9 protein-coding genes are annotated in these 13,025 nt (G+C 70.6%); 2 read left to right on the top strand and 7 right to left on the bottom strand.

All coding sequences use genetic code 11. From position 1 onward, the window contains the following. Nucleotides 1–143: 143 nt before the first annotated feature. From WME83_RS32010 to WME83_RS32000, 3 genes are all read right to left on the bottom strand, one after another. Nucleotides 144–1,340 carry an SGNH/GDSL hydrolase family protein gene (locus WME83_RS32010; protein ID WP_437313501.1) on the bottom strand — a complete coding sequence of 399 codons (1,197 nt, stop codon included), beginning with the start codon at nt 1,338–1,340 and terminating at the stop codon, nt 144–146. A 166-nt stretch (nt 1,341–1,506) separates the two neighbouring features. Further along, nucleotides 1,507–1,902, bottom strand: coding sequence for a hypothetical protein (locus WME83_RS32005; protein ID WP_437313500.1), 396 nt, complete (start codon nt 1,900–1,902; stop codon nt 1,507–1,509). A gap of 329 nt (nt 1,903–2,231) precedes the next feature. Next, a complete protein-coding gene (locus WME83_RS32000; RefSeq protein ID WP_437313499.1) occupies nt 2,232–4,784 on the bottom strand; it encodes a thrombospondin type 3 repeat-containing protein in 2,553 nt (850 codons plus the stop codon). Between the two features lie 1,115 nt (nt 4,785–5,899). Between WME83_RS32000 and WME83_RS31995 the strand changes: the two genes are divergently transcribed. Continuing rightward, entirely contained in the window at nt 5,900–6,082 is a 183-nt protein-coding gene (locus WME83_RS31995) for a hypothetical protein (protein WP_437313498.1), read from the top strand. A gap of 162 nt (nt 6,083–6,244) precedes the next feature. Here WME83_RS31995 and WME83_RS31990 read toward each other — a convergent pair whose 3' ends face one another. From WME83_RS31990 to WME83_RS31975, 4 genes are all read right to left on the bottom strand, one after another. Next, nucleotides 6,245–6,589, bottom strand: a complete 345-nt coding sequence (locus WME83_RS31990; protein ID WP_437313497.1) for a hypothetical protein — start codon at nt 6,587–6,589, stop codon at nt 6,245–6,247. A 729-nt stretch (nt 6,590–7,318) separates the two neighbouring features. Continuing rightward, on the bottom strand, nt 7,319–7,561 hold the full coding sequence (locus tag WME83_RS31985; protein ID WP_437313496.1) for a hypothetical protein: 243 nt from the start codon (nt 7,559–7,561) through the stop codon (nt 7,319–7,321). A 1,767-nt stretch (nt 7,562–9,328) separates the two neighbouring features. Then, complete coding sequence (locus WME83_RS31980; protein WP_437313495.1) at nt 9,329–9,454, bottom strand: hypothetical protein; 126 nt, start codon at nt 9,452–9,454, stop codon at nt 9,329–9,331. Between the two features lie 591 nt (nt 9,455–10,045). Further along, nucleotides 10,046–10,720: a hypothetical protein gene (locus WME83_RS31975; RefSeq protein ID WP_437313494.1), complete on the bottom strand. Its 675-nt coding sequence runs from the start codon at nt 10,718–10,720 to the stop codon at nt 10,046–10,048. A 69-nt stretch (nt 10,721–10,789) separates the two neighbouring features. Here WME83_RS31975 and WME83_RS31970 point away from each other — a divergent pair, with 69 nt between their 5' ends. Then, nucleotides 10,790–12,994 carry an ATP-binding cassette domain-containing protein gene (locus tag WME83_RS31970; protein ID WP_437313493.1) on the top strand — a complete coding sequence of 735 codons (2,205 nt, stop codon included), beginning with the start codon at nt 10,790–10,792 and terminating at the stop codon, nt 12,992–12,994. The last annotated feature ends 31 nt before the right edge of the window (nt 12,995–13,025 follow it).

Genomic DNA, 13,025 nt, shown 5'->3' with positions numbered 1-13,025 from the left:
GTGCTTCGACACGGTTCTGATGAACCGTCGACATGCTCGGAGCCAGCCGTTTCGTAGGGGTTCCGAGCGACAGGATGGCGCACCAGGGCCGCGGTGCGGCACTAGCGGTAGGCATGCGCCGCGGCAAGCTTGAATCAGATCGGCTACTCGAAGATCGAGAGGGGCACGGCGTTCGCCATCGCCTCGTGGCCGGCGTCGTTGGGGTGCAGGTGATCGCCGCTGTCGAACGAGGCGAGGATCTTCGCGGGCTGCTCCGGGTCACGCACGGCGGCCTCGAAATCGATGACCCCGTCGTAGGAGGTGTTGCCGCGGATCCACGCGTTGACCTCCTGGCGTACAGCCTCCCCCTCGGGCGTATAGTAGGGCGGGAACGCTTCCTCGAACGGCAGGAGCGTGCCGACGAACGCCTTGACCCCCCTCGCTCTCGCCTTGTCGGCGAGCGACTCGAGCCCGTCGATCAACTGGGCGGCGGTCACCTCCTCGGCTTCCTCCAAGAAACCCGGCATGCCGATGTCGTTGATCCCGATCAAGACGATGGCGTGCGTCACGCCCGGCGTCCCCAGCACGTCGCGCTCGAAGCGCGACACCGCGCTCGGACCGATGTTGTCCCGGAGCAGCCTGTTCCCGCCGAGGCCCTGGTTGACGACCGCGACCGTCCGCGTCTCCGGATCCGCCTGGAGGCGCGCGAAGAGCCGATCCGAGTAGCGCTTGTCGGCGTCGATCGTCGATGTCGAGCCGTCCGTGATCGAGTCGCCGAACGTGACGACGACCTTCTGGGGCTCCGTGGACTCGACGTCGACGCCCGCGAGCCAATACGTGGACGTGATGTTGGCCGATGACGTCAAGGTCTCGCTCGCCGCCTGGTTTCCCTTGGCGACCGCGTGTGTCGTGAAGGAGAACGGGTGCCACGTCGCGGGCTCCGACGTCGCCGCGCTGTAGATGCTCACGATGAGGCGGTCGCCCGTGCTCACCGCGAGCTCCACGCCGTCGCTCACCGCCTCGCTGGCCGGCGGGATCGACGCGCTCGGCTGGCCGGAGAACTGGACCCGCCGGTCGGTGCCCGGCGCCGGGACGAAGGGCGAGGCCTCTTTCGCCACGCGGACCTCGGCGAGCTCCAGCGGCTGGGTCCCGAAGAGGTTCGAGAGCCGCAGCCGGACCCGATCGCCGGAGGCGGTGACGACGAGCCGCTGGCGCAAGGTCTCGTCGGCGAAGCTACGGGGCGTCGTGTCGGGGAACGGCGAATCCGGCCCCTGCATCGTCGTCCCCCACGCGGCTGTCCAGCTCGCGACGGGCACCTCGTCGTCGTCGCCGCCGCAGCCGGCGGCGGCGAGGGCCAACACAAACGCTCCCAGGGTCGCCCGACGGGTCAATTTCAAACCGATCATCACGCATCTCCTCCACGCACGAGCAGGTCATTTACCTCGGGTTGCGGCTCTTTGCCCGCGCCATATGCGCCACGCGAAGCCGGGCTCCCGGGGGTGTTCGACCGGGTTGACGACCCTGGCCTCACTGGCGCGACGAACGACCGCCGGCGGGATCGACAGGGCGAGACTTTTTTTCGCGACCCCGCGCGGCGCACCGCCGGGGCCTGGCCCGGCCGCCATGCTCCCGGCCAGCGGCGGTTGGAGCCGTTTCGCTGTAGGTGTACGTAGGTCCCTGGGATTCTGCCTGCCGCGAGGCGCTCTGCGCGAGCGACGTCATGCTGCGGGCATCGACCTCGGTGAGCGCCTCGGCGAGCTCCGCGTCGCTCGTGCCCGCGCGCGGAGCAGTCTCCGTCTGCGCAGCCGCGGTACGCTGGCCTTCAGGAGCCGGTTCGGCCATGGTGCTGGTCGCGGCGGCGTCGGTGGCGGCGGCTCGCCTGCGTCCGCCGCCGAGCGCACGTCCGCGGGTCGAGCGCTCCATGGCTTCACACCACCTCCCGTCCTCAAGAGAGCGAGCCAACCTGGACGATATGGCACATAATCCTCCCGGGGCGCCGCGCGCGCGACGCCTCGTGACCACCGCCGAGCTCGCGGCAGTCCTGTGCGCGTTCATCGGCTGCAGCGCCGCGCAATCGACAGGCTCATCCGAGAAGGTCGATTGTCGGCCAACCATCAACGCGGGCCTCGACCTCGTCGCGAGGTCCTGCTGTCCTTATGGGCAGGGGTCCTTCGCCTGGGATGGCCACGGATGCAGGCCGCTTCCGTGTGGCTGTTACGTGTGCCGCGAGAGGCCCTGCGAAGAGATGATGTTCAAGAGCCGGGAGGCGTGCGAGGCCGCTCATGCCGCCTGCCTGAATCGGGTGACCACGCCGGACGCGGCCGCGTCGCGCTGAAGGCTGAGGCGGGCGTTCCCGAACGGCTGGGCCACCGGCCGGGTACCGTCGCCCCGTGGAGGGCCGAGGCGCGCCGAGGTGACCTCGAGGCCCGCAGGCCCAGGAGGGCGAGGAGTAACCAAGCGGCGCCGTCGCTCGCTGGCCTTGTCGGACCGCCCGCCGCGCACCCGTTGCCATGCAGGCGCGTCACGCCTCGCGATTCAACCGATGAGGGATCGTCGGTGCCGGCTGAGGCCGTGCCGCCCGCGCCGCCCTCCGCCGGGGCTCCGCCCGCGCCGCCGCCGGCTGCGCTCGCTGCACCGCCGCCGGCTGGTGAGCCGCCGCCGGCTGGTGAGCCGCCGGCGGCGCCATCGTTTGTCTCCGGATCCATCAAGCATCCGCCGGCCAGGCAGATGCCGCCAGGGCAGGGTGTGCCCTCCAGCTCAGGTGCTATCACGCAGGCGCCGTTGCGCGGATTGCACAAACCGACCTGGCACATGATGCCGGGAGGATCGGGACAGATCACCTCGGGCCCCGGGGTGCAGACGCCAGCCTGGCAGATGTCATCCAGCGTGCACGGATTGCCATCATCGCACACCACTTGCGCCGGATCATCGCAGTCGCAAGCATCGCCGATGCCATTGTCGTCGACATCGAGCTGGGACGTGTTCGGTACGAGGCGGCAATTGTCCTGCAGATCGATGACACCATCGTCGTCGTCGTCGGCGTCACATGGATCGCCGATGTTGTCACCGTCGTTGTCGGATTGGACCAAGCTGCCTGGCTGTATGGGATTCGAGAGGTCCGGGCAGTTGTCGAGAAGGTCGGGGATGCTGTCCCCGTCCCGGTCACAAGCGTCGCCTATGCCGTCACCGTCGACGTCTTCCTGCCCGGCGTTCGCTAAGAGCGGGCAGTTGTCGTCCTCGTCGCCGACCCCGTCACCGTCCGAGTCGGTGTCCGAGTCGACGTCCGGATCGCACGAGTCGCCTATGCCGTCGCCGTCGGCGTCTTCCTGCCCGGCGTTCGCTAGGAGCGGGCAGTTGTCGTCCTCGTCGCTGACCCCGTCGCCGTCCGAGTCGACGTCCGGATCGCACGCGTCGCCGATGCCGTCGCCGTCGGCGTCTTCCTGCCCGGCGTTCGCTCGGAGCGGGCAGTTGTCGTCCTCGTCGCTGACCCCGTCGCCGTCCGAGTCGACGTCGCAGGCATCGCCTTTGCCATCGCCGTCCGTGTCGGTCTGGTCCGGGGGCAACGTTTGCGTATAGGGGCAGTTGTCGTCGGCGTCGAGCACGGAGTCGTCATCGGAATCCACGTCCCGGTAGTCTGGAAGTAAGTCATTGTCGGTGTCGACCGGCGGCGTGTCCAGCAGGGCATCCCCTGCCTCTTCGACGTCGAGAAATCCGTCGTTGTCGCTGTCCGGGTCCAATGCGTCGATGGTCGCGTCACCATCGGTGTCGTTGGCCACGTCGAGCGGATCAGCAGGGTTCGCCACCTCCTCGATGTCCGCGATGGTGTCGCTGTCGGAGTCGACGCTGGTCGGGTCGGTCCGGAGCGCCGCCTCCTGGGCATCCGTGAGGCCGTCGTTATCGTCGTCGTCGTCGCATGCGTCGCCGAGGATGTCGAGGTCGTTGTCGCGCTGATCCAGATTGGAGACGAGAGGACAGTTGTCGGCGCCGTCGTCAACGCCATCGTCGTCGTCGTCGGGGTCGCACGCGTCGCCGAGGCTGTCGCCGTCGGTGTTAAGTTGGTTCAGGTTTGACGCGAACTGGCAGTTGTCTACGACGTCATCCAGGCCGTCGTTGTCGTCGTCGGCATCGCATGCGTCGCCGAGGCTGTCGAGGTCGTTGTCGCGCTGATCGAGATTGGAGACATGAGGGCAGTTGTCGGCGGCGTCGTCCACGCCATCGTTGTCGTCGTCGGGGTCGCACGCGTCGCCGAGGCTGTCGCCGTCGGTGTTGAGTTGGTTCAGGTTCGGCGCGAACTGGCAGTTGTCTGCTTCGTCGTCAGAGCCGTCGTTGTCGTCGTCGGCATCGCACGCGTCGCCGAGGCTGTCGAGGTCGTTGTCGCGCTGATCGAGATTGGAGACATGAGGGCAGTTGTCGGCGGCGTCGTCCACGCCATCGTTGTCGTCGTCGGCGTCGCACGCGTCGCCGAGGCTGTCGCCGTCGGTGTTGAGTTGGTTCTGGTTCGGCGCGAACTGACAGTTGTCTGCTCCGTCATTCAGACCATCGTTGTCGTCGTCGGGGTCGCACGCGTCGCCGAGGCTGTCGAGGTCGTTGTTGCTCTGAGCGAGATTGGAGACACGAGGGCAGTTGTCGGCGGCGTCATCCACGCCATCGTCGTCGTCGTCGGGATCGCACGCGTCGCCGCGGAGGTCGCCGTCGGTGTTGAGTTGATCGGGGTTGTGGGTACCGACGCAGTTGTCGAGTGTGTTCGGAACGCCGTCGAGGTCCGTGTCAGTAGGTTGCGCATGCGCAGCCCTCGCGCAGAGCATGACTCCAAGGAGCATCCAAGGAAAAAGTCCGACGCGCGCTCGGCGGAGCCGCGGCATCGATGCCGAAGCCGGAGCTGAGGAACGAGGCTGGCACCGAGCGGGTGATGTGCGATGACGCATGGTAGGTTCTCCGCGACGGACACGTTGGATCCGTAGACCCCGGCCAGCGCTCCCCCTCGGCACGGAGCATCCACCGGGACAGATGCCGGGCGTGTCACTATATCCAGCCTGCCGCTGGTTGGAAATGCTCATCCGGCACGCGACCGGCTGGTGGCTGAAGGCTTGCCGCCGTCAGTTCCCGAGTCTCGGCGTTTGACATGCTGCCGCGGGCAGGCGTCCGGAGGTAGCTCTCTGGTCCTCGTCACTACTCCTGCTACCCCGTCACTACTCCTGCTACCTGCATAGCCACCACCCTAGGGGATGCCAGCGGAGACACCGTCCCGTGTCAAGGAGGCGCATGCGCTCGGCAGGGGCCCGGCCGGAGTAGGGAACGGGTCGGCCGCCGCAAGGCGAGGATCCCGCTCGCTGCCTGGATCCCGTGCGGTGGGGCCCGCTCGCTCGTCTCCGAGCTGCCGGAGCATCCAGCTCGGACCCGGGGTCGTCCTCGCCGGCCTCGTGCTCGCCGTGGAGCTTCGTGAAGCCCCGTACCCTGGCGTCATCTGCCATGCCGGCTGAGGGTGGTCCCGGTCACATCGAGCCGCAAGTCCAGCGTCGCCGAGATGTATCAGGTCACACGCAGGGCACACGAGAGCAGGAGCTACGGCTCTCGTCGTGTCTTCTTGGGGGAGGCGTCGGGAATCGAAACCCGGAGACGAATCCGAGGGGCGGATGCGCGAGAGATACAACAGACGCCGCGTCGAATGCGTCGGAGCGGTATCAGATGCCATCGAGGGCTCAGTTCCTCCCGTATACCCGAGTGCCCTCTCGTGGAGCCCCCGCCGGGCGGACGTCAGCGTCGTGCTGCTGGTCGGCGAGCAGGAGCGGCCCGCGATGGCCATCGTCGTCGAGGTCGAGCTCGGCCCGGACCCGGACGAGCCGCGCGGAGCGCCGCGCCTTGTACGGGGACCTGGTGCTCCTCGCTGAACGAAGCGGCGAGGCGGACGTTGGAGGCGATCATGAAGAGCGGATACGAGTTTCAGAGCGAGTTCGCGCGCAGGTACGTGACGAAGGGCGTGGAGAAGGGCCGGGGGCCGTCCCCTCACGGGGAGGTCCGGAGCCTCGGGCTGCCCATCGGGACGGCGTTCTCACGGCTCCGCCGGGGTCGGAAGCGTCTCGAGCGCTGGCGGCGCTTGCGGTAGGGGCCCACCTTCCTTCCGCAGGTACGAGGCACGCGAGCTCCAGCACGAGGCCGGCAACGGGTAGGCGGCAAGCTATGGTGGGCTCCGTGAGAGCGGCGTCGGCGAGGGCGGTGAGGTCGTCGGAGTCGATCGTATCGAGCCGGTAGGTTACTGGGTCTCGCCTCACCAAGGCACGTTTCCGATAAAGCCAAGCGTCAGCCCAGCGACGAAACATATCACCCCGATCCAGGCGGTGATGGCCAGCTCACGGGCCATCGACGCGGCGTCAGTGATGAGTTTAGTCTTCACCCTGAATTTCCAGGTGGGTATCGACCATACACATACGAGGCTGCATAGTATGGATATGAGCAAGAGGACTAGTGCTATTGATAGAATCGTCTGTCCGATGTCGCTGAAGCCTGGCTTGCTTCCGAATGCTGTAAGGACGACGAAGCTACCCGTGATCAGAGACGTGAGCCAGATGTGAAACTGGTTGCGGTCGTTGAGCCAAGTCATGACCGCGTCCATGTTCTGTTCGTTGATGGCTCCAAAATCTTTTCTCATCGCCCGCCTCTCGCACGTGGGGGCGGGAGGACACGTAGCTGCTCCAGGCAGGCGTCCGGAGGCATCTCTCTACTCCTCGCCGCCGCTCCAGCTGCCCCCATGGCCGCCCCACTCCGCGAGGCCAGCGGAGATGCCGTCCCGTGTCAAGACGGGGCTGCCTCCGGCAGGAGGCCGCCGGCAGGCGGAGGGGGGAGGCCGGCAGGGCAGGGACCTTGCCCACCGCCTGCATCCGCGCCGTCGCGTTCGCTGGCTCGGCTCGCTGCCTGGCTTCGGCGTCGCAGACTCGGACCCGGAATCCGTCCCGTCGGCTCGGTGCCTGACGTGGAACTCCGTGGAGCCCCGTACCCTGGCGTCACCGGCGGCGCCAGCTTCGGGTGGCCCCGCTCACGTCTAACTGCGCAGCAATCCAGGAAGCGGCGCTCGCCGCGGGCGACGTCGAGGCGGTTCGCATCGCCCACGAGACCATCGGGCGGCTGCTCGCGGCAGCAAGGCGTACGGTCCACTCTGGAGTCCCGTTCGAATGCCGTGCGAAGTGCGTCCTCTCTGGTCAGCATGTTCCGAAACGTCCCTCCACGTGCAACTGCCCAACGCTCGGCTCACCCGCGAGCGACGGAGGGGCACCGCAGGCGCCACGGAATCGCTCATCGGTGTGCAGCCGTGAGTTGGGCAGCTTCGTGTCCGCTTTCGGAGCCATTACTTCTGCCGGGACTGCGGATGGGTGCCCATGCCGAGTTCTTCCCGTAGCCACTCTTGGAGATGGCCGGCCTCTAAGCTGGAGTTGCGAGTCTCATAGCCGCCACTGCTGCCGAGCTCAACTTCCCGGTACGCGTCGGATCTCTCCCACAGGTAGGCCTCGCAGCCGGCGCTGCCCGCATCACGCGCCACGTGCTTCTTCTCGATTCGACCGCCTAGAGCGATCTCCGCCTTCTTCCGCATGTCGGCCAGCTGCGCAGGAGGAACGCGGCGCGACTGGAGGACGGGATTTCTGAATCGCTCTCTCAGCCCGGTCTCCAGATAGAGTCCGTCCCCGGCGGGTTGGGGAGACCAGGTCCTTCCCAGGTCGTAGAACCAAATTCGGCCCTGATCATCAAGGACGTGCCCGTAGGCCTTACTGCCTCAGGCAAAATTCGCGTAGCCGCAGGAAAAAGCGGCTTGCCCAGCCTCACGCCCTTCGGATTCGGGTCCGCCTCGAGGATCGGAGGGGAGCGAGGCGTAGGTTGAGGTAAGTCGTTCGCGGCTCGTGGCTGAAGCGTGGGCTCCGGGCTTGGTTCCACCTCGCTGGAGGACCTCTCGGGATCCTTGTTCGCGGACTTCGCTACAGAAGGCGCGTGCGACGGAGCAGCTGGTTCGCCACTTCCGGACTCCGACTGTTCCAGTCGCGCGCAGGAAGCCGATACAAGACTCGGTGCAAGAGCCGCTGCGATGTAACCGAGGAAAATCTTGGTGCGAGTCATGCGTCTCCCGAAGTAGATAGCTGTCCCATTGCCTGCCCAACGTCGCAATCAGTTGTGTCGCAGGGTCTAGCGGCGGATTGTAGCATGTAGGCGGCGAGGCGCCGCGGCCAATCTCGGTATTCCCGTGAATAGGTCGCGAAGCTCCGCGGTATATCGGTGTATTCCCGTGAATAGGCAGCGACTTCCGCGACCTATCTGCGCAGCTCCGAAGATAGGCCGCCGCTCCGCGTCCAGCATCGCCGACCCCGGCGCGCGCCGCGAGGGGCCACGCCCATGGCGACCGATGGGCGGTTACCCCGGCGCGGCGGGTAGCCCAGGCTGAGGCGGCGTTCGCGGCGACGTTGAGGCGGCGCGCATCGCCCACGAGGCCATCGGCGTCTGCTCGACACGCCCGGCGTCGACGCCGGCTGCGTCATCGACCTCGCCGCCGAGCGCACCCGGCGCGGCGGGTAGCGCTGGCTGGAGCGGCGCTCGCGGCGGCGCTGTACGCGCGCCGGCCAAGCACACCGCGAGGAACGACGAGGAGCACGGCGCCGCAGCCGAGGCAGCGGTAGCGACGGGCGGTGACCGAGATCACCTCGGGGCGGTGGTCGGGGCTGGCAGGACCCCAGACCTGCCGCTCGCGCCTGCCGTGACCGTGGAGCCGGATCGCGCCTCCGAGCGGACAACTCGCGGCGCCGCAGGCGGGGCAGCGAGCAGGGCGCGCTTCGACAACCGAGGGGGGTTGCTGCTGCCAGCGCTTGATGTCGATGGCACTCTGGATAACACTGCGACCGCTTCGATTCCTGGGCAAGAGAATCGGAGCACGACGAGGAGACTGTCGGCCAAGATCAGGTCTCCTCGTCGCCTATTTGTGGCCGGCACCGCGCCGCTGCTCCGCTCCGCTGGTGGACCTACCCCGTCGTGATGCGGGCGTGGGAGCGACGATGGGTGGGAATTCTCGAGCGGTGACCGGAATGCACACAACCACGGGCCGATAGCTTTTTCGATGAGAATTCGTGGCAGCTATCCGGAAGGTAGGTGCCGCGGCTCCACCGGCGTCGTCCTCCCTCGTTGCGTACGCGGGGCGAGCGCCATCCATGGTGGCCATCTTCGCTGCGTAGAGCTCCTCACCATCACGCAGCCTGCTCGATGCGAGGGGCGTGAGCAGCAACGAGACCGGGCGGTAATAGCGATGCGCTCGCACCTCGCGCAGGTCTCGACGGCGCCGAGCATCAAGGTCCCGGCCGCAGAACGGCACGGGCGGCGCTCAACGCAGGCTGAGCTCTCGTTCCCACCGCTCCTGCTCCGCGATCGCGTCGTCGGCGGCACGCACGCCCTCCACGAACAGGGCGGCGAACTCCGGGTCGTTCAGGTCGAAGCCGAGCCGGCGCATGATGAGGCGGTCTTCCGGGGGGACCGAGCGGAGGATCGCAGCGGCGGAGCGGGGTCGGCGGGCGGGGCGCATGCTGCGAGCGTACCAGAATGTGCAGGCAGACCGTAAGGCCGCGAGGTCGGTTCTAGCCTTGCCTTTTACAAACGGACGAGAGCGCGTCCGCGTAAGCGCCCTGTGCCGCGGCCCGTGCGGGCGGCTGCCGGGCGGCAAGGCGCGCTGCTCGCTCGGTCGGCTTGGGACCCTTCGGCGTAGCGCCGTGCTCCTCGGCAAAGCCAAGGAGCGTCCCGACCCCGCGCGCCACGGAGCTCAGCCCGCGCGGCCCTGCCTCTCACCGCCGGGGTACCTCATCACGCGCCAGCGGCGGAGCGCTTCGCGAAACCGCCTTTGGCCGCGGTGGAGCCGTCGCGCGCATGAAACCCGCCTGCCTCGACGGTTCGCCATGCAGAGATCGGAAATCGCCTCCTGGACGTGATCGTCGTTGTTCTACACACGGCGATCTCAGCATCGGACCATCGGTATCATCGCGCTCCACGCCGAGGTGACCGACCGTGCGGGACACCGTGATTACGACGCTCCCCGCCCGCCGACGCGTCAGTCGACCGACGGCACGGTCGCGTCGACCCGGGTCGGCAGCCCGCGCGCGCCCGCCGGCGCGCGGAACGTGGCGCCGGACAGCTCCCGCCGCATGCACGTGGCCGCCTCGTCGTAGCGGGGGTCGGAGGCGCTCCCGATGATCGTCGGCACCACGATGTAGCCCTCGGCGTCGACGTTGAACTCCACCCGGACGGCGTCGGGCGGGAGGATCTTGCCGTCCGGGCCGCGGCAGCGCTGCACGAGATCCCAGTAGAGCTGCGCCCGCGCCGCCTTCTCGATCGCGGGGCTCGACATGTCGGCCTGCACCATGGGCGCGCCGATCTCGACGCGCGACCGCGGGGCGGGGGCAGGGGAGGGCGCCGGGGCCGGCGGGGGCGCGGAGGGCGCCGGCAGGCCGGTCGTCGTGCCGATCTTCGCGAGGCTCGCGCCGTCGCCCGGCCTGGGCGCGGCCTGCCGCGCGGCGGCGAGGATCTCCTCGAGCGCGCCCGGCTCGGCGGAGCTCGCCGCCGGCGGCCCGCCCGACCGGGGTTGAGCGCCGCGCTCGCTCAGGGACGCCGCGGCGCCGCGCGTCCAGGGGGTGTGCGCCCCGGCGTCGGCCTCCGCCGGCGGCGCGGGCTCGGGGCGGCCGCAGGACGCGAGCAGCGGGAGCAGGACCACGAGCGCGGTGCGCACGCCGAGAGGGTCGATCGGATGGGCGTCGCGCGCAACGGCGTCGGCGGTGTAGCGTGACCTCGCACGTCGATGCGCGCGCTCCTCGCGATCCTGCGGATCGGTCTTCGCTCGCTGCGCGAGGGGCGCGGGTCGCACCTGTCGGAGGGGCTGGCCGGTGCGCCCGGGGCGCGCCTGGCCCTGGTCGTGGCGCTCTCCTCGCTCTCGGGCGCCCTCTCCGGCCTCCTGCCGGCGATGGCCGGCGCGGCCCTCGGCGCCGTGGCCGGCCGCGCGGCGTCGCCCGGCGGCGCGGCGCCCTCGAGCGGCCTCGGCGGCGCGCTCGCCCGCCTGCTCGACGGCGCGCCGGCGGCCGCCGTGGTGCTCGCCGCGCTGGGCGCCACGCTCGCTTCCGCCTCCGCGGCGGTGCTGTCGGGCCGGAAGAGCTCCGAGCTCGCCGGCGACCTCACCGCCGCCCTGCGCGTCGCGCTCTTCCGCGCGGCGCTGTCCGCCTCGCCCCGGGACGTCGACGCCGCGGGGCGCGCGCTCCTCGACGCGCACGCCGCGGGCCCCGCGGGCCCCGCGGCGCCCCGGCCGCCGGCCGGCCCCGCGGGCCCCGCCGGCCCCGCGGCGCCCCGCCCGCCGGCCGGCCCCGCGGCGCCCCGGCCGCCGGCCGCCCCCGGCCCGCGGCCCGCGCCGCCCGCGCGGGGCGCCGAGGTCGTGCGCCTCGCGATCGCGCGCGACGCCGGCCTCGTCGCCGACTTCGGCGTCGCCTTCGCCGCCGGCCTGCCCCAGGCCCTCGCGACGCTCGCGGTGCTCGCCGCGTCGCTCGTCTCCAGCGGCATGGCGCTCGTCCTCGCGGGCGGCGCCGCGCTCTTCGCGATCTCGCGCCTCGCCGCGGACCGGGCCTCGGGCCGCGTGGCGCGCGCGATGCGGGAGATGCAACACGCCGACACGGCCGTCTTCAGCGCCCTCGGCGAGGCGCTCGCGGGCGCCGAGGACCTGCGCCTGCTCGGCGCCCGCACCCAGGTTGAGGGCGAGCTCGCCGGGGCGGCCTACCGGGTCGCGGACGCCCGCCGTCGCTTCGGCCAGGCGCTCGCGGTCTCCGGCCAGATCAAGGGGGTGTTCGCGGCGCTCTCGCCGCTGGTCATCGTCGCCGCGATCGCCGCCTCCCGCGGGGACGCCGGCGCGGGCGAGGTCGGCGAGCTCCTGCTCGTGGTGCCGCTCCTGATGGCGCGCCTGGAGGCGCTCGACGCGCTCCGCGCCGGCTTCCTCGAGCGCGCCCCGCTGCTGCAGGCGACCCTCGCCTTGCTGCGCCTGCCGGCGTACCCGCCGCCCGCGGAGGACGTCCCGGCCGCCGCCGGGCCCGCCGGTGCCTCGGGGGTTCAAGGGCCGGGCGGCGGCCTCGTGGCCGGTCTGGATGGCGACGCGAGGCGCCCGCTGGCGATCGTGTTCGAGCGCGTCACGTTCACGCCGAGCGGCGCGACCCGCCCGGTCCTCGACGACGTGTCGCTCTCGATCCCTGCCGGCGCGGTGGTCGGCATCTGCGGCCGATCCGGCAGCGGCAAGTCGATGCTCCTGCGCCTCCTGCTGCGGCTCGACGAGCCGTCGTCCGGCGCGATCACCGTGGGCGGCGTGGACCTCCGGCGGATCCCGCCCGGCGAGCTCCCGCGGCTCTTCGGCGTGGTGGGCCAGTCGGCGCGGCTGTTCGAGCGGAGCCTCCGGGACAACCTCGCGCTCGGCCTCGAGCCGCCGCCGTCCGACGACCGCATGCGGGAGGCGCTCCGCCAGGTGGAGCTCGACGAGCTCGCGGGCTCGCCGGTCGCCCCCGGCGCGCCGCCGACGACGGCCGGCGCCGCGGGGGCGGCGGGGCCCGCGGGGGCGGCGGGGCTCGCGGGCGCCGCTCCGGGCGCGGCACGCGGGCTCGCGACCGAGGTGCGCGCCTCACCGCCGAGCCTGTCGGGCGGCGAGGCGCGGCGGCTGCTGCTCGCCCGGGTGCTGCTGCGCGATCCGCGCGTCTTCGTCCTGGACGAGCCCGAGGCGGGCCTGCCGGGCGCGACCGCCGAGGCGCTCCTGCGCACCGCGTGCGAGGTCGCCGGCGGGCGCACCGCGATCGTGGTGACCCACGCGCCGCACCTCCTCCGGTCGACGTTCAACGTGCTGCTCGACGGGGGCAGGGTCGCGGCGGTGGGCACGCACGAGTCGCTCCGCGAGAGCTCGCCGCTGTACCGATCGCTCCTGGCGGAGGCGCTGCAGCGGTCCGCGGCGAGCCCGACGCGCTCGCCGGACGCCGCGCGATGACGCCCGGCGACGCCGCGGGGGACGCGGACAC

It is taken from the genome of Sorangium sp. So ce385 (genome assembly GCF_051474135.1).
Lineage (GTDB): Bacteria > Myxococcota_A > Polyangia > Polyangiales > Polyangiaceae > Sorangium > Sorangium cellulosum_D.
Note: the sequence above shows the minus strand (reverse complement) of the source record. Positions and strands in the feature narration are given on the sequence as shown.